The organism is Kitasatospora sp. NPDC036934 (genome assembly GCF_055608425.1).
In genome coordinates this window covers 280,137-295,569 of record NZ_JBVJQR010000004.1, presented here as the reverse complement: position 1 = coordinate 295,569, position 15,433 = coordinate 280,137, and the positions used below count along the sequence as shown (strand labels likewise).

Genomic DNA, 15,433 nt, shown 5'->3' with positions numbered 1-15,433 from the left:
CCGTCCCCGCCGGCTCCCTGGGGGCTTGCCTCCGGCTCACCCCGGGCTCCTCGAGGTCCGGGTCCCCGCTCGACGACCCGGCGGACTAGGTTGGAGCCCATGACCACCGAGGCCCAGGAGCAGGACGCACCGCTCGTCGCGGTCGCGTCCGCAGACGCCGTACTGCGCCACCCCGAGGCGGGCGAGCACCTGCTCACCGACGTCGAGCGGGCCCGTGCCGGACGCTTCCGGCACGAGTCCGGGCGGACCGACTTCGTCGCCGGGCACGTCCTGGTCCGGCTCTGCGCCGCCCGGCTGCTCGGCGTCCCCGCGGCCGGGCTGGTCCTCGCCCAGCAGTGCCCGGACTGCGGCCTCGCCGACCACGGCAAGCCCTACCTGCCCGACCACCCCGGGGTGGAGGTGAGCCTGTCCCACACCCGGGGCGTGGTCGCCGCCGGGGCGGGCCGCCGGCCGGTCGGCGTGGACGTGGAACTCGCCACCCGGGGCGGCTCATTGGGCGCGGTCGCCCGCCGGGTGCTCACCCCGGCCGAGCTGGCCCTGGTCGAGGCGGCCCCGGAGCCGGGCCGGGCGTTCCTGCGGCTGTGGGTGCGCAAGGAGTCGCTGATCAAGATCGGACGCGCCACCCTGGACACCCTCGGACAGGTCGACCTCTCCGCCCTGCCGCTGGAGGTGCCGCCCGGCCCGCCGGCGCGCAGCCGCTTCCAGGACCTCCACCTGCTCGACTGGACCGCCCCCGGGCAGGGCGCGGCCGTCGCCGCCGTCAGCACCGCCCCGCCGCGGATCGTGGAGCTGGTCCCGGCGGGCTGAGCAGGGCACCGGCCGGGGGCACCCGAGCGCGGGGCCGCTGAATAAGCGGTGTTAGCGTGCCTGGTCGTGGGCACGCCGACGGCGCACGCCCGCCGACCCCCCAGCTGCCCACCGGATCAAAGGGTGCCCCGCCATGGCCAAGTTCCTGCTGAGCCTGCACGTCCTCGCGTCGGTCCTGTTCATAGGCCCGGTCGCGGTGGCCGTCAGCATGTTCCCGCGCCGGGCGAAGGCCGCCCTGGCCGGCGGGCCGGACCAGGCCTCGGACGCGGGCGTGCTGCGCGTCCTGCACCGGATCACCCAGGTCTACGCGCTGCTCGGCGTCGCCGTGCCGGTGCTGGGCATCGGCGTCGCCCAGGTGATGGACGTGCTGAGCCAGTCCTGGCTGATCGCCTCGATGGTGCTCACCGCGATCGCCGCGCTCTCCCTGCTGCTCTTCGTCCTGCCCGGCCAGCAGGCCGCCGTGGACGCGCTCGGCCTCGACCCGGCGGACGAGAAGCACACCAAGGCCGTCAGCGGCCTGCGGCTGCTGCCGATGACCGCCGGGGTGTTCAACCTGCTGTGGGCCGTGGTCGTGGTGCTGATGGTGATCCGCCCGGGCTCGACCACCGGCGCCTGATCCCCGGCCGACCCCGCCTGGTCCGCCCGGCCCCCTCCCGCGGGACCGGCTCGTTCGAGTACCGTCCTTGCCCATGACGATCGTGGCGGGCATGGGCAGCCCCACCGGGACGGGCGTCGGCCCGCTGATCCGCGACTGGCGGGAACGCCGGCAGCTCAGCCAACTGCAACTGGCCGTGCGGGCGGACTCCTCGGCCCGGCACCTCAGCTTCGTCGAGAACGGCCGCGCCCGGCCGGGCCGGGACCTGCTGCTACGGCTGGCCGAACAGCTGGACGTCCCGGTGCGCGAGCGCAACTCCCTGATGCTGGCGGCCGGTTACGCCCCGCACTACCCCGAGACACCACTGGACGACCCGTCCATGGACGCGCTGCGCGGCGGCGTCGAGCGGCTGCTCGCCGCGCACGACCCGTACCCGGCGGTGGTGCTCGACGGGACCTTCCAGGTGCTGGCGGCCAACCGCTCGCTCGCCCTGCTGCTGGACGGCGTCGACCCGCAGCTGCTCCGGCCGCCGTTCAACGCCGTACGGGTCGCCCTGCACCCGGACGGGCTGGCGCCGCACATCGTCAACTTCCGGCAGTGGCGCGGGCACCTGCTGGCGCGGCTGGAACACCGGCTGGAGCTGGTCCGCGCGGAGCCGCTGCGGCGGCTGTACGAGGAGGTCCGCGGCTACCCGGAACCGGCGGAGGACGGGCCGGCCGGGGACGGCGCCGGGCACGGGCACCCCTTCGCGCTGCCGTTGCGGGTCCGGCGCGACGGGCGGGTGCTCTCCTTCCTGTCCACCATCGCCACCTTCAGCACACCGCTGGACGTGACCGTCTCCGAACTCGCCATGGAGACCTTCCTGCCCGCCGACCCGGAGACCGTCCGGTACCTCCAGTCCGTGGTCGGCCCGGAGCGCTAGCCGGCCGCCGCTGCCCGGCTCGCCGCTGCCCCCTCCTCCCGGCCGCCGCTGCCCCGGCCGCGGGAAGGCCCGGCCCCTCACGGTCTGCCCGGCTGCCGGAGCAGCACGCCCGCCCGCTTCACCGCGCGGGCGGTGATGGTGGTCTCGGCGCGGGTGACACCGAGCGGGCCGAGGGTGTCGGTGAGGAAGCGGTAGAGGCCGCCGTGGTCGGGGCAGAACAGCGTGGCCAGCAGGTTGGTCGGGCCGCTGGTGGCGAAGACGCCGTGCACCCGGGGGTGGCCGGCCAGTGCGGTACCGACCTCGGCGAGCCGGCCGGGCGGCACGTCGAGCCAGAGGTTGGCGTCCACGGCCATGCCGAGCAGTCGGGGGTCCACGGTGGCGTGGGTGCGCAGCAGTCCGAGCCCGTCCAGCCGGTGCAGGCGGCGCCGGACGGTCGACTCGGGGGCGCCGACCGCCGCCGCCAGTACGGCGTGGGACTGCCGGGCGTCCTGCTCCAACCGGTCCAGCAGCGCGCGGTCGAGGCCGTCCAGCGGCGGGGGCGTGGCCGGGCGCGGGGCGAGCGGTCGGGCGAGCGCGGCGGCCTCCTGGTCGGTCAGCGAGCCGGCCCGCCACTGCCCGGCGTCCGCGAAGACGTGCAGCACGGCGTGGGTGGTGGTCTCGGTGACGGCGCCGGTCGCGGGCAGTTGCCCGTACAGCAGGCGGTCTCGGGCGCCCGCGTCGCTCAGCATCACGGCCCCGACCTCGTGGCCGCCGAGCATGACGTCGACGAAGGGGACGTCGGGACGGTCGGCGAGCGCCCGGGCGATGGCGTCCACCCGGCCGCGCAGCACCCGGACCCGCAGCAGCAGCGCCCCCACGGCGGCGTCCTCGACGTCGGGCATCCGGACCACCCGCAGCACCCCGGCCTGCCGCATCCGGCCCAGCCGGCGGGTGACCGTCCGGGCGGAGACGCCCAGCACCTCGGCGATCCGGCCGGGCTCGACCCGTCCGTCCACCTGGAGGGCGCCGATCAGGCGGCGGTCGAGGGTGTCCAGCACGGTGTCCGGATCGGTCGTGGCGAGGTCCATTGTGTCCGATCTCCGTCATTCGAGTCCGATTGAGCGTCTTGTTCGGCAGCTCCGACGGTACTCCTTGTCCTGTTCAGCCGGAGTGGACCGGCCACCGGGAGAGGAAGAGGACCGCGATGGGGACGACGGAGCTGTGGACGCTGGCGGCGGCCGTGGAGGCGGCGGTGCGGGAGGTCGGCGCGAAGCTGGCCGCGGGCCGGCCGGCCGAGCCCACCCCGGGGCGGACCGTCGAGGAGGCGATGGCGCGGTTCGCGGCACTGGACGGCCCGGCCGCCGCCGAGCTGCGCGAGCGGCTGGCCGCGCTGCGCCCCCAGGCCGGCTGGCTGCCGGAGGAGTTGGACGGCTCGGTGCCCGCCGCGGGCGAATGGTGGGTGTGCGACGCGACCGACGGCGCGGTGCAGTACCTGCTCGGGCAGCCGCACTGGGCGGTCACCGCGGCCCTGGTGCGCGACGGCGCGGCGGTGCTGGCCGTGGTGCACGCCCCGGAGCTGTTCGGCGCGGGCCGCACCTACCGCGCGGTGCTGGGCGGCGGAGCACAGCTGGACGGGCGGCCGATCGCGCCGCTGGAGCGGGAGTTGGCGGCCACCGTCGCCGCCACCAGCCAGCCGCCGCTGGTGGCCGCCGACCCGGTGGCGCTGCGCCGGGCCGGCGAGTCGCTGTCCGCGATGGCCGGCGCGGTGCTGGCGGTGCGCAACCTCGGCCCGACCGCGCTCCAGGTGGCGCAGGTCGGCTCCGGGCACCTGGCGCTGTTCTGGGAGTACGGCCAGGACGCGGGCAACCTGCTGCCCGGCGCCCTGGTGGCGAGCGAGGCGGGCGCGACGGTGACGGACGCCGCCGGGGCGGCCTGGACGGCCGACTCGGACAGCTTCCTCGCCGCCGCGCCCGGACTGCACCCGGCGGCGGTGGGGGTGCTGGGCGCCGTCAGCTGAGGCCGAACAGCGCGGCCGCGTTGTCGTGGCAGACCGCCCGGAGCCACTCCTCCCCCAGCCCCAGCCCGGCCAGCGCCTCCAGCTGGTGGACGTACCGGTACGGGATGTTGGGGAAGTCACTGCCCAGCAGGACGCGTTCGCCCAGCCCGCGCAGACGCGGCAGTTCGTCGCGCGGGAACGGGACGTCGGCCTCGGCGAAGTCGGTGAACGCGATGGTGGTGTCCAGCCAGACGGACGGGTGGCGCTCGGCCAGGTCCAGGAAGTCGCGGTACTCGGGCATGCCCAGGTGGGCGACCACCAGGACCAGGCCCGGATGCCGGTCCAGGACCGCGCCGATCGGGCCGGGGCCGGTGAACTTGCCCGGGACCGGACCGGATCCGCAGTGGGCGACCACCGGGGTGCCGGTGTCGGCCAGCAGCGCCCAGACCTCGTCCAGCCGGGCGTCCGTCGGGTCGTAGCCGCCGACCTGGAGGTGCGCCTTGAACACCCGGGCGCCGTCCTCGATCGCCCGCGTCACGTAGCCGGCCACCCCCGGTTCGGGGAAGAAGGTCGCGGTGTGGAGGCAGTCCGGGGTGCGGGCGGCGAACTCGGCCGCCCAGGCGTTCAGCCAGCCGGCCATGCCCGGCTTGTGCGGGTAGAGCATCGAGGTGAACGCCCGGACGCCGAAGTCCCGCAGCCGCTGGACGCGTTGCTCCTCGGCCTCGCGGTAGGTGATCGGCCAGGGGCGGTTCACCAGCGGGCCGGCCACGTCGAAATACGCCCACACCTTGTCGAGGACGTTCTTCGGCATGAAGTGGGTGTGCACGTCGATCAGCCCGGGCAGGCCGAGTGCCCGCCAGAACTCCCGTACTCCCTGCGCCTCCTGCGCCTCCTGGGCTTCCTGGGCTTCCTGGGCTTCCTGGACCTCCCGGCCCTCCTCGTCGTTCACGCGGGCACCGGGCGGGCGCGGTCGATGATCTCCGCGGTGTCGACACCGGAGGGCAGGGTGCCGAAGGCTGCGCCGTGGTCGCCGCCGAGCCGGCTCGCGCAGAAGGCGTCGGCCACCGCCGGGCTGCCGTAGCGGACCAGCAGCGAGCCCTGGAAGGCCAGCGCCATCGACTCGACCAGCCGCCGGGTGCGGTACTCCAGATCACTCAAGTCGCTGAGCTGCTTGCGGAGTTCGGCGACGGCGGCGTCCAGCCGGCGGTCCGCCCCGGCGGCCGCGTCGAGTTCGCCGAGGAAGGCCTCGACCGTCTCCGGGCGCTTGGCCATGGCACGCAGGGCGTCCAGCGCGGCGACGTTGCCGGAGCCCTCCCAGATCGACACCAGCGGGGCCTCGCGGTAGAGCCGGGGCATCCCGGACTCCTCGACGTAGCCGTTGCCGCCCAGGCACTCCAGCGCCTCGGCGGAGTGCGCCGGACCGCGCTTGCACACCCAGTACTTGGCCACCGCAAGGCCCAACCGCCTGACCAGCGCCTCGGTTTCGTCCCCGGCGAGAGCGAGGTCGGTGGACCGGGCCAGCCGCATCGCGACAATGGTGGCCGCCTCGGACTCCACCACCAGGTCGGCCAGCACGTTGCGCATCAGCGGCTGGTCGACCAGTGCCTTGCCGAACGCCCGCCGGTGCAGGCCGTGGTGGACCGCGCGGGTGGCGCCGTAGCGCATCCCGGAGGCGGCGCCGATGGTGCAGTCCAGGCGGGTCATGTTGACCATCTCGATGATGGTCTGCACGCCCCGGCCCTCGGCCCCGACCAGCAGTCCGACCGCGCCGTCGTACTCCAGCTCGGCGGAGGCGTTGGACTTGTTGCCGAGCTTGTCCTTGAGCCGCATCAGGTGCAGCCGGTTGCGGCTGCCGTCCGGGAGGACCCGCGGCAGCACGAAGCAGCTGAGCCCGCCGGGGGCCTGGGCCAAGGTCAGGAAGAGGTCGGACATCGGCGCCGAGGTGAACCACTTGTGGCCGGTGAGCCGGTAGCTGCCGTCCGGCTGCGGGAGCGCCGTGGTGGTGTTGGTGCGGACGTCCGAGCCGCCCTGCTTCTCGGTCATCGACATGCCGGCGATCAGCCCGCGCTTGGTGTGCGGCTCGCGCAGCCCGTAGTCGTACTCGGTGGCGGCCAGCCGCGGCTCCAACTCGGCGGCCAGCCCAGGACTCTGGCGCAGTGCGGGGACGGCGGCGTAGGTCATCGAGATCGGGCAGGTGTGGCCGGCCTCGACCTGGCTCCAGACGAAGAACTTGGCGGCGCGGGCGGAGTGGGCGCCGGGCCGCTCCTCCCGCCAGGGCGCGGCGTGCAGCCCGTACGAGACGGCGGTGCGCATCAGCTCGTGCCAGTACGGGTGGAACTCGACCTCGTCGATCCGGTGGCCGAAGCGGTCGTGGGTGCGCAGCACGGGCGGGTTCTCGTTGGCCAGCCGGCCCCAGTCGGCGGCCTGCTCGGAACCCGCCAGGCGGCCGAGCTCGCGCAGTTCGGGCTCGGCCCAGCCCGCGCCGGCCCGGTGCAGGGCGGCGAGCAGGGTCGGGTCGGCGGCGGTGTCGTGTCCGTACGGCAGGGGCACCTGGTTGGTGACCTCATGCGTCGCTGTCATCGCGTCCTCCCAGGGCACGCAGGGTGAAGGAGACCAGGGCGGGGACCACCTCGGCGGTGGCCCGCTGGGGTTCGGAGGGCTCGGCTTTCCCGGCTGTCCCGGCTGTCCCGGCCTTCCCGGCTGTCTCGGCCGTCTCGGCAGGGGCAGTCGTCTCGACCGGGGCGGCCGCGAGCGGCCCGGCCAGGGCCTCACCGACCGCGCCGACCAAGGCGGCGGCGGTCAGCACCGGATCCTGCTCGGGGAGTTCGCCGACCGCCACGGCGGCGGCGATCTCGGTGGCGATCACGTCCCGGAACGCCCGCCGGAAGACCAGGCGCTCGCCGTCCACCACAGCGTCGGCGGGCTCCACCAGCAGCGCGTACGCCAGCCGGGGCGCGCGCAGGGCGCGGGCGGCGAAGGTCTCGACCACGGCGGCGATCCGCCGCTGCGGGGTGTCCCGGAGGGCGACGGCGGTGTTCACCGCGGCCATCTCGCGGGTGACCACCCGGCGGAACAACTCCACCGACAGCTCGGCCTTGTTGGCGAAGTGCTGGTAGACGCTGCCGGTGGCGATCCCGGCGCGGTCCGCCACGGCGGCCATGGTGCAGCCGCCGTAGCCGCGCTCGGCGAGCAGGCCGACCGCCGACTGCAACACCGCCTCGCGCTGGGCGTCCAGGCGGGCTTGGACGGCGGGGGTGCGTCGATAGGCCATGGAAGCATTGAAGCACCGATTCACTACTTCGGGGAGGGGGCGGCGCCCTCGTTCGGCTCCAACGACGGGAGGCCGCCCCGGGTGGGGCGGCCTCCTGGCCCTGCTGGTCCGGCTGGTCCGACTGGTCGCGCTGGTTATGCCGAGCGCGCTGGTCATGCTGGTCGTACCGGTCCGGCTGGTCCGGCTGGTCCGGCTGGCCTTGACGGCCGGCTACGGGGTGTTACAGCGGGCGGCGCTCCTGCTCCAGCCGCTGGCCCTCGATGTCGAGCGGGCCGAAGGGCGCCCCCGTCTGCGGGGACTTGGCCAGCGAGCGGGCACCGTCCTGGTCACCCAGACCGGCCCACTCCAGCACCTTGGCGGTGGCCTCCGCCGACTGCGCGGCCGGCAGCTTGCCGATGTTGGAGCCGTGGTTGCCGCCCGGAACGACGTAGACGTAGCTGTCGTCACTGCCCCGGCCGAGGTGGAACGGCTTGGCGCCCCACGGGTCGTTGCCGCCGTAGACGAACATGATCCGCTCGCCCTCGCGCTTCACCCAGCGGTCGATGTCGGGCATCGCACGCGGGTTGAAGACGGTCGGGATCTCCTTCGGCACGTAGGAGCGGGCCGAGTAGAGCTCCTTGTAGTCGTAGTGCAGCTGGTCCTTCAGGTACGAGACGTCGAAGTACGGCGCACCCAGCTCGGTCGCGGCCTGGTAGTAGTACGCGGTGTACTTCGCCAGCGACTGGTCGCTGTTGCCGGTGATGCCGGACTGGGCGTCGTACCACGCGTACAGCTCGTCGTCGGTCGCGGTGGCGGCCACCGGGACCTTCGCGCAGTCCGACTCCAGGCTGTACTGCCAGAACGCCCAGACCACGTCGAGCACACCGGCCTCGTAGGCGCGGTCCGGGGTGCCGAGGGTATTGAAGGTGGAGCCCGCCGCCTTGTTGTCGGCGACGTAGCGGGGCTCCAGGCGGTCGCGACGCACCAGCAGCTCGCGCTGGGCGGCGTTCAGCTTGGCGCGGCACTCGGGCGTGCCGACGGTGCGGAAGAAGTCGGTGTAGGCCGCGTAGTCGTTGACATCGGTGTTGTTCGGCGCGACGTAGGCGATCGTGCCCGCCACGTCGTCCGGGTAGAAGCGGCGGTAGAAGGTGGAGGACATGCCGCCCTTGCTGGCACCGGTGGAGAGCCACTCCTGCTGGTAGATCCGCTTGAGCGCGGTCACCAGCTTGTGCGAGTCGGCGGCCTGCTGGCGGATGCCCGCCTTGGACCAGTCGGCCGGCTCGGGGCGGGAGGGGGTGAAGAACCGGTACTCGATGGAGACCTGGTTGCCGTCCACCAGCCGGGTCGGCTCGGTGCGGGACGGGGTGGTGCCCAGCGTGTAGCCGTTGGTGTAGAAGACGGTCGGGCGGTCGTAGCCCCGGTGCAGCACGCTGAAGCGCTGCTGGAAGGTGCCCAGCCAGGGGCGGAAGTGGTCGATCGGCTGGGTGTAGGTGGCCAGGAAGTAGCGGTGGCCGGTGGTGGTCGGCTGCTCCTCGGTGATCGTCACGCCGGGGATCGCCGCCAGGCGGTCCTTGATGTCGGCGGTCGGGTCGTCCGCGGGGCTCCGGCCGTGCGCGGCACCGGCCGCCTCGACCCCCTGTCCGCCGGCAGCCGAGGCCGGGGCGGCCAGGACGCCGATCGCGAACATCGGTATCAGCAGGACGGAAACCAACAGCCTCTTCAGCTTGGTGGTCATCAACTCTCCATCTGGTCAACGGACATGGCAGCTGCCTCGTCGGCACAACTCTGCGGTGCGGATGGCGCGGCGGCCGCCCGGCGGACGGCCGAATGGGCCACCCGCCTGGTCGCGGGTGGCCCATCGGGAGAAGGTGCTGCTCAGGGAGGGGTGTCGACGAGGCCTACGGGCGGGGCAGGGTGCAGCCCGACAGGGTGAGGTCCAGGCGGTTGCCGGGGGCGAAGCAGGCGGGGATGCCGTACGTCTCCTGGGCGTAGCCGATGCCCTGGTGCACCGTCACCGCGCCGCTCTCGTCGACCTCACACGGGTTGTCAAGGGTGCAGGACTCGCCGTTCTCGTTGATCGTGTTGTTCACCGCGACCAGCTGACCGGTCGAGGCGTCGACCACCGGCGAGCCGGAGGTGCCGCCGATGACGTTGCAGCCGGAGGTGTAGCGGACCGAGTCCTTGAAGGTCCAGTCGGCCTCGTTCAGCCGGTAGGCGAAGCCGTCGATCGAACAGGAGTAGATCTTCTTCCAGTAACCGGAGACGACCCGGATGTCCGCACCCTGGGCGGGGTGGGTGTCGGCGATGGTCAGCGGCGAGATCCCGTACTTCGACTTGATCGAGGCGTAGCTGGTGTTCAGCTGGTAGATCGACACATCGGTGTCGGTCATGGCGCCGTAGACCACCTTGGTCGCGCGCAGGGTGGCGAGGCGGCCGCCGGTGGCGTTGAGCAGGGTGAAGGTCCGGCTGGAGGCCTGGTCGAGCACCACCTCGCCGGGGCCCGGCATGCCGGATTCCAGACAGTGGCCGTTGGAGAGCACGAGGGCCGGGTCGGTCGCGGCCGAGTTCGGCATCCGCACCAGCGAACCGGAGCAGTTGCTGAGCGCGACCGTCCCGGCGAAGCTGACGGCGGCCGTCGGGGCGGCCTGGGTCGGGGCTGCCTGGGCCGGGGCGGCGGCCTGGGCAGGGAGGGCGCCGACGAGGGAGGACGCACCGGCGACCAGGAGCGTGGAGAGCATGCCTATGAGCGGCTTCTTCATGAGAGACCTCTCGGTGTGGGGGTCCCCCAAAACTGTCGCGGACATGACTTACTGTCAAGAGTCAAAACAAGACCAAGAGAACACCCCTGACCGCGAGGGCCACCCCGCCCCCACCGAACCCGGTCGGGGCTCACCGGGGACCAAGCAGGAGCTCACCCGGGGGCCATCCGGAGCTCGCCGGGGGCCCGCCAGGTGCCCGGAGCGCTCAACTCCCCTGCCAATGAAGCCGGCCGAGGCTGATCAGGCGCAGCTGCAGCCGGGCGGTCGCGGCGATCCGCTGCTCGCGGGCCGGGTCCGCCTCCTGGGCCTCCAGGAAGGCGGAGGCCGTCGACACCATGTGGTCGACGTACAACTCGGCGAGCATCCGCAGATCCTGCTCGCTCCAGCCCTTCGAGACCGGCTGGAGCGCCAGCGCGGAACCGACCTCGGCGGCGAAGCGGCCGAGCTCGGCGTCGATCGCCTCGCGCACCTGCCGGACCCCGCCGTGCCGCTCGCGCGCCAGGAAGCGTACGTGCGGGCGGTGTTCGCGGACGTGCTGCCGGATCACGTCCACCGTCCGGTCGATCAGCTCCTCGGCGCCGCCGGCCTCGGCGAGCACCGAGCGGATCATGACGTGCAGGCTGGCGAGCGACTCCTCGACCAGCGCGACGCCGAGGGCGGCGAGGTCGGGGAAGTGCCGGTAGAAGGCGGCCGGGGACAGTCCTGCCTCCCGGGTGACCTCGCGGACGCCCAGGCTGGCCAGGTTCTGATCGGCCAGCAGGTGCAGCCCCGCGTCCAGCAAGGCCCGCCGACTCTGCTGCTTCTGGGCCTGTCTGGCCCCTACGGTGTGACTCACGCCATTCAGTAAACAGTCGTTTGCCGAACTTGGCCAGCCGGGCGTACAGTGGTGCCCGAAGTCAGTGAACACTTGTCAACCGAAACCGGCACAGCACCAGCCGCAGCCGAAGGAGCCAGCCGTGATCCTGTTCTCCGCACTGGTCGCCATGGGAGTCCTGATCGGCACCGCCGCCCACCTCCCCCTCCCGGTGTTCCTCGCCGCCTCCGCCGCCATCGCCGCCTGGCTGCTCGCCTTCGGCGCCCGCGAGGGCATCGCCCGCCTGCGCCACCGCTGATCCGGCCGAACACCCCAAGCCCGGCCGAACGTTACGGGCCCAGCCGAACGCCCCAGGGCCGAACGAACGCCGCCGGCCCCCGCAAGCCCCGCCGCCCCGTCCACTCCCGTTGAGAGGACCGCCACCGCCATGAGCACCGTCACCGAGCACGCCCGCACCAACCGCGCCGCCACCGGGCGCACCGCCGGCGACCGCACCGCCGGCGACCGTCAGGGCACCACCGAGGCCGACAACCTGGCCATCGCCTCCTTCCTCCTCGGCCTCCCCGGCCTGCTGCTCTTCAACATCGTCCTGGGCCCGATCGCCATCACCCTCGCCACGCTGGCCCTGGTCCGTGGCACCGACCGCCGCGTCCGCGCCTTCCTCGGCCTGGCCCTGGGCATCACCTCCCTGGTCATCCTCGCCGTCACCACCGCCACCTCCCACGGCGTGCTGATCGACCTCGGCTCCTGAACTACGCTCAAATCCCCGGCTCGCTGGCCGAACCACTGATCACCCCAACTCTGCCCACGGCCCCCGCCCGCCACGTAGGGTGGCCACATCGGCCGGGTGACCCCAGGGGGCAGGAGTGAGTACCGAGATCCGCAGCGACGCACAGTCGGCGTCCACCGACCCGGGCGGGGGCGGGCGGCTGCTCGCGGTGAGCGATCTGCACATCTCCTACCAGGAGAACCGCGAACTGGTGGAGAAGCTCCGGCCCACCCACCCCGACGACTGGCTGCTCGTCGCCGGGGACGTCGCCGAACTCACCACCAGCATCGAGTGGGCGCTCGGCCTGCTCGCCGACCGCTTCGCCCGCGTGGTGTGGGCGCCCGGCAACCACGAGCTGTGGACCCACCCCGAGGACCCGGTCCAGCTCCGCGGCGTGGCCCGCTACGACCACCTGGTGGAACTGTGCCGCGGCCTCGGCGTCGTCACCCCCGAGGACCCGTACCCGATCTGGCAGGGCCCGGGCGGCCCCGTCCGTATCGCCCCGCTCTTCCTCCTGTACGACTACTCCTTCCGTGCCCCGGGCACGGCCACCAAGGAGGAGTCCCTGGCGGCCGCCTACGAGAGCGGCATCGTCTGCGCGGACGAGCGGATGCTCCACCCGGACCCGTTCCCGGACCGCGACTCCTGGTGCCGCGAGCGCGTCCGGCTGACCGAGCAGCGGCTCGCGGCTTGCGACCCGGACGTCCCGCTGGTCCTGGTCAACCACTATCCGCTGGTCCGCCACCCCACCGACGTCCTCTGGTACCCCGAGTTCGCCCAGTGGTGCGGCACCGAGCTGACCGCCGACTGGCACCGCCGCTTCAACACCGCCGCGATGATCTACGGCCACCTGCACATCCCGCGCAAGACCACCTACGACGGCGTCCCGTTCGAAGAGGTCTCGCTCGGCTACCCGCGCGAGTGGCGCAAGCGCGGGCTGCCGGACCCGCTCCTGCGGGAGGTGCTCCCGCAGGTCAGGGTGGGCTGAGCGGAGGTGCCGTGAGCGGCGGCGCCCCGAGCCTCCGCGCCCGGATGCCGGTGCCACCGGCGCCGTGGACCTTCACGGCGTCGGCAGCCCGGGCAGCGGTGCCGCGTCCGGTGTCGAGTCCGGTGCCGGGCACGGTCACCTGGCGCCACTTCCCCGGTCGGTGTCCCTGGTCGGCTCCGTGAGCACGGCCCGCTTGGCGCGGTACTCCTCGGCGTCGATGTCGCCCTCCGCGTAGCGGCGGCCCAGGACGGCGAGCGGGTGCTCCGCCGCCCCGGCGGCTCCGGCCCCGCCCGCGAAGCCGCAGGCTCCGCGGCGCCGCCAGACCGTCCGGCGCAGCAGCGCGATCACCAGGACCACCACGGCGATCCAGACCAGGGGCACCAGCAGGATCCAGGCGCCCGGCCCGTGCCAATCTGCCAGCTGGGTGTACATCGCGGGTCATCTCCTCGCGGTCGGCTCCACACCCCCGGGGTTTCCCGAGGTGCCCTGAGCGTCCCGCCGAGGAGTCTCATCGCGCATCCTCCCAGCAGCGGCAGTCGGGGTACTCCCGCGAGAGTACGAACACCGTCCGACACGCCGGACCGGGAGTAGCCGTCAGCCCAGCCAGCCCGGCCGCACCAACCCCGACTCGTACGCCAGCACCACCAGTTGCGCCCGGTCCCGGGCCCCGAGCTTCACCATCGCCCGGCTGACGTGGGTCTTCGCCGTCAGCGGGCTGACCACCAGCCGCCGGGCGATCTCGTCGTTGGACAGCCCCATCCCGACCAGCGCCAGCACCTCGCGCTCCCGCTCGGTCAGCATCGAGATGTCCGAGAGCCCCGCCGGAGCCGCCTCGGGCCCCTTCGAGCGGGCCGCGAACTCGCCGATCAGCCGCCTGGTCACGCCCGGTGAGAGCAGCGCGTCGCCGGCGACCGCGACCCGGATCGCCCGCAGCAGGTCGGCCGGCTCGGTGTCCTTGACCAGGAAGCCCGCCGCCCCCGAGCGCAGCGCCTCGAAGACGTACTCGTCCAGCTCGAAGGTGGTCAGCACGACCACCCGTACGGAGGACAGCGCCGGGTCCGCGGCGATCCTCCTGGTCGCCTCCAGCCCGTCCATCCGGGGCATCCGGACGTCCATCAGCACGACGTCCGGCACCAGTTCGCGGGCGAGCCGGAGCGCCGCCTCGCCGTCGTCCGCCTCGCCGACCACCGTGAGGTCGTCCTGGAGGTCCAGCAGGGCCCGGAAGCCCGCCCGGACCAGCAGTTGGTCATCCGCCAGCATTACCCGAATCAATCGCTCTCCGCCTTCGGTGTCGGCAGCTCCGCCCGGACCCGGAAGCCGCCGCCCGGCAGCGGCCCCGCCGTGATGGTGCCACCGAACGCGGACGCCCGTTCCCGCATCCCGACCAGCCCGCTGCCGGACCCTCCGGCGTCGCCGACCACCGCGGGCCCCGGGTCCTCGACCAGCACCACCAGGACGGCGGCATCCCGCCAGTCGAGCACCACCACCGCCTCCCGGGCCACCGAGTGGCGGATGACGTTGGTCAGTGCCTCCTGGACGATCCGGAAGGCGGTGAGGTCGACGGTGGCGGACAGCGGTCGGCGCTCGCCGTCCTCGTGCACCTGGACCGCCAGGCCCACCCGGTCGGCCTGCTCGGTGAGTTCGTCCAGCCGACCCAGCCCGGGGGCCGGCCCGCGCGGCGCCGCGTCGGGCCCGCGCAGCGTGGCGAGCACCTGGCGGACCTCGCCGAGTGCCTCCTTGCTGGTCGACTTGATGGTCACCAGGGCGGTGCGGGCCTCCTCCGGCCGCCGGTCGAGCAGCGCCAGCGCGACCCCGGCCTGGATGTTGATCAGCGACAGGCTGTGCGCCAGGATGTCGTGCAGCTCCCGGGCCATCCTGAGCCGTTCCTCGTTGGCCCGGCGCTGCTCCAGCTGCTGCCGGTAGGCCCGGTGGGCGGCGATCCGCTCGCGCCGGAAGCGGATCAGCTCGGCGACCGCCAGCACCAGCAACAGCCAGGCCAGCAAACCGAGTTCGGCCTGCCAGACGAACCTGCTCGGCGGGGTGCGCTGCCAGCTGTCCGGCAGCACGAAGGTGGCCAGGACGTGCACCAGGTACACCCCGGCGACCCCGGCCCAGGCCGCCCGGCGGTGCCCGCAGCCGATCGCGAGGCCGCAGGCGATCACCCAGCTCACGAACACCGGCCCGTACGGGTACCCGGCGGCCAGGTACCCGGCGGTGACCACCGACGTCCCCGCCACGGCCGCCACCGGACGGCGCCCGAACAGCACCAGCAGCGCCGGGCCGAGCAGCAGCAGGAGGTAGCCGAAGACGTCCAGCGGGACCCGGCCGCCCTGGTGGCGCGCGGCGACGCCCGACCCGACCACCTGGACCACCGCGGCCGCCAGCGCCAGCCGCACCGGCGGTCCCGACCCGCCGGACCAGCCCGGCCAGCCCGATCGGCCCGGCCGACCCGCACGTGCCCAGGGCGGGCGCCGGCGCCCGGACGGCGGCTCCGGCGCAGGTGGCGTCGCGGCGGACGGCGGGCCCGACGGCTCCGGGGGCTGGGGCGTGGGCG

At 73.7% G+C, this 15,433-nt stretch carries 17 protein-coding genes; 7 read left to right on the top strand and 10 right to left on the bottom strand.

Features of this window, described 5'->3' with window-relative positions; translation table 11 throughout:
• Window positions 1-99: 99 nt before the first annotated feature.
• The 3 genes from ACZ7BZ_RS08750 to ACZ7BZ_RS08740 all read left to right on the top strand — a co-directional run bounded on the left by ACZ7BZ_RS08750 (window position 100) and on the right by ACZ7BZ_RS08740 (window position 2,324).
• On the top strand, window positions 100-807 hold the full coding sequence (locus ACZ7BZ_RS08750; protein ID WP_470357740.1) for a 4'-phosphopantetheinyl transferase family protein: 708 nt from the start codon (window positions 100-102) through the stop codon (window positions 805-807).
• A gap of 133 nt (window positions 808-940) precedes the next feature.
• Window positions 941-1,423, top strand: coding sequence for a DUF2269 family protein (locus ACZ7BZ_RS08745; protein ID WP_465741696.1), 483 nt, complete (start codon window positions 941-943; stop codon window positions 1,421-1,423).
• Between the two features lie 73 nt (window positions 1,424-1,496).
• Window positions 1,497-2,324, top strand: a complete 828-nt coding sequence (locus ACZ7BZ_RS08740; RefSeq protein ID WP_470357739.1) for a helix-turn-helix domain-containing protein — start codon at window positions 1,497-1,499, stop codon at window positions 2,322-2,324.
• 77 nt (window positions 2,325-2,401) lie between these two features.
• On the opposite strand, the gene ACZ7BZ_RS08735 is transcribed toward ACZ7BZ_RS08740, so the two are convergent.
• Window positions 2,402-3,391 carry an Lrp/AsnC family transcriptional regulator gene (locus ACZ7BZ_RS08735; protein ID WP_470357738.1) on the bottom strand — a complete coding sequence of 330 codons (990 nt, stop codon included), beginning with the start codon at window positions 3,389-3,391 and terminating at the stop codon, window positions 2,402-2,404.
• A 116-nt stretch (window positions 3,392-3,507) separates the two neighbouring features.
• On the opposite strand from ACZ7BZ_RS08735, the gene ACZ7BZ_RS08730 reads away from it, so the two are divergent.
• On the top strand, window positions 3,508-4,320 hold the full coding sequence (locus ACZ7BZ_RS08730; RefSeq protein WP_380455343.1) for an inositol monophosphatase family protein: 813 nt from the start codon (window positions 3,508-3,510) through the stop codon (window positions 4,318-4,320).
• Here ACZ7BZ_RS08730 and ACZ7BZ_RS08725 read toward each other — a convergent pair.
• From ACZ7BZ_RS08725 to ACZ7BZ_RS08700, 6 genes are all read right to left on the bottom strand, one after another.
• Entirely contained in the window at window positions 4,313-5,248 is a 936-nt protein-coding gene (locus ACZ7BZ_RS08725; RefSeq protein ID WP_470357737.1) for an amidohydrolase family protein, read from the bottom strand. The genes ACZ7BZ_RS08730 and ACZ7BZ_RS08725 overlap by 8 nt on opposite strands.
• Window positions 5,245-6,879 (bottom strand): acyl-CoA dehydrogenase family protein, encoded by a 1,635-nt coding sequence (locus tag ACZ7BZ_RS08720; protein ID WP_470357736.1) that lies wholly within the window; start codon window positions 6,877-6,879, stop codon window positions 5,245-5,247. The genes ACZ7BZ_RS08725 and ACZ7BZ_RS08720 overlap by 4 nt, the downstream gene beginning before the upstream one ends.
• The gene (locus ACZ7BZ_RS08715; RefSeq protein WP_470357735.1) at window positions 6,863-7,570 is read right to left on the bottom strand and encodes a TetR/AcrR family transcriptional regulator; all 708 of its coding nucleotides are present in this window, start codon (window positions 7,568-7,570) and stop codon (window positions 6,863-6,865) included. The genes ACZ7BZ_RS08720 and ACZ7BZ_RS08715 overlap by 17 nt, the downstream gene beginning before the upstream one ends.
• 220 nt (window positions 7,571-7,790) lie before the next feature.
• Window positions 7,791-9,284 carry a S28 family serine protease gene (locus ACZ7BZ_RS08710; protein WP_470357734.1) on the bottom strand — a complete coding sequence of 498 codons (1,494 nt, stop codon included), beginning with the start codon at window positions 9,282-9,284 and terminating at the stop codon, window positions 7,791-7,793.
• 163 nt (window positions 9,285-9,447) lie between these two features.
• The gene (locus ACZ7BZ_RS08705) at window positions 9,448-10,308 is read right to left on the bottom strand and encodes a S1 family peptidase (RefSeq protein WP_470357733.1); all 861 of its coding nucleotides are present in this window, start codon (window positions 10,306-10,308) and stop codon (window positions 9,448-9,450) included.
• 205 nt (window positions 10,309-10,513) lie between these two features.
• Window positions 10,514-11,143, bottom strand: a complete 630-nt coding sequence (locus tag ACZ7BZ_RS08700; protein ID WP_470357732.1) for a TetR family transcriptional regulator — start codon at window positions 11,141-11,143, stop codon at window positions 10,514-10,516.
• Window positions 11,144-11,264: 121 nt separating this feature from the next.
• Here ACZ7BZ_RS08700 and ACZ7BZ_RS08695 point away from each other — a divergent pair, with 121 nt between their 5' ends.
• From ACZ7BZ_RS08695 to ACZ7BZ_RS08685, 3 genes are all read left to right on the top strand, one after another.
• Window positions 11,265-11,420 carry a hypothetical protein gene (locus ACZ7BZ_RS08695; RefSeq protein WP_380455354.1) on the top strand — a complete coding sequence of 52 codons (156 nt, stop codon included), beginning with the start codon at window positions 11,265-11,267 and terminating at the stop codon, window positions 11,418-11,420.
• Between the two features lie 129 nt (window positions 11,421-11,549).
• Window positions 11,550-11,873, top strand: a complete 324-nt coding sequence (locus ACZ7BZ_RS08690; RefSeq protein ID WP_470357731.1) for a DUF4190 domain-containing protein — start codon at window positions 11,550-11,552, stop codon at window positions 11,871-11,873.
• Window positions 11,874-11,988: 115 nt separating this feature from the next.
• On the top strand, window positions 11,989-12,879 hold the full coding sequence (locus ACZ7BZ_RS08685) for a metallophosphoesterase family protein (RefSeq protein WP_470357730.1): 891 nt from the start codon (window positions 11,989-11,991) through the stop codon (window positions 12,877-12,879).
• Window positions 12,880-13,014: 135 nt separating this feature from the next.
• Here the strand turns inward: ACZ7BZ_RS08685 and ACZ7BZ_RS08680 are convergent, their stop codons facing one another.
• The 3 genes from ACZ7BZ_RS08680 to ACZ7BZ_RS08670 form a co-directional block, all read right to left on the bottom strand.
• Entirely contained in the window at window positions 13,015-13,260 is a 246-nt protein-coding gene (locus tag ACZ7BZ_RS08680; protein WP_470357729.1) for an SHOCT domain-containing protein, read from the bottom strand.
• Window positions 13,261-13,473: 213 nt separating this feature from the next.
• Window positions 13,474-14,151: a response regulator gene (locus tag ACZ7BZ_RS08675; protein WP_470357728.1), complete on the bottom strand. Its 678-nt coding sequence runs from the start codon at window positions 14,149-14,151 to the stop codon at window positions 13,474-13,476.
• A complete protein-coding gene (locus ACZ7BZ_RS08670; protein ID WP_470357727.1) occupies window positions 14,148-15,275 on the bottom strand; it encodes a sensor histidine kinase in 1,128 nt (375 codons plus the stop codon). Before ACZ7BZ_RS08670 ends, ACZ7BZ_RS08675 begins: the two co-directional genes overlap by 4 nt.
• Between the last annotated feature and the right edge of the window lie 158 nt (window positions 15,276-15,433).

Coding starts and splice junctions, on each gene's coding strand:
- ACZ7BZ_RS08690 (WP_470357731.1), top strand. CDS start 11,550: ATGAGCACCGTCACCGAGCACGCCCGCACCAACCGCGCCGCCACCGGG.
- ACZ7BZ_RS08705 (WP_470357733.1), bottom strand. CDS start 10,308: ATGAAGAAGCCGCTCATAGGCATGCTCTCCACGCTCCTGGTCGCCGGT.
- ACZ7BZ_RS08730 (WP_380455343.1), top strand. CDS start 3,508: ATGGGGACGACGGAGCTGTGGACGCTGGCGGCGGCCGTGGAGGCGGCG.
- ACZ7BZ_RS08715 (WP_470357735.1), bottom strand. CDS start 7,570: ATGGCCTATCGACGCACCCCCGCCGTCCAAGCCCGCCTGGACGCCCAG.
- ACZ7BZ_RS08740 (WP_470357739.1), top strand. CDS start 1,497: ATGACGATCGTGGCGGGCATGGGCAGCCCCACCGGGACGGGCGTCGGC.
- ACZ7BZ_RS08720 (WP_470357736.1), bottom strand. CDS start 6,879: ATGACAGCGACGCATGAGGTCACCAACCAGGTGCCCCTGCCGTACGGA.
- ACZ7BZ_RS08750 (WP_470357740.1), top strand. CDS start 100: ATGACCACCGAGGCCCAGGAGCAGGACGCACCGCTCGTCGCGGTCGCG.
- ACZ7BZ_RS08710 (WP_470357734.1), bottom strand. CDS start 9,284: ATGACCACCAAGCTGAAGAGGCTGTTGGTTTCCGTCCTGCTGATACCG.
- ACZ7BZ_RS08735 (WP_470357738.1), bottom strand. CDS start 3,391: ATGGACCTCGCCACGACCGATCCGGACACCGTGCTGGACACCCTCGAC.
- ACZ7BZ_RS08745 (WP_465741696.1), top strand. CDS start 941: ATGGCCAAGTTCCTGCTGAGCCTGCACGTCCTCGCGTCGGTCCTGTTC.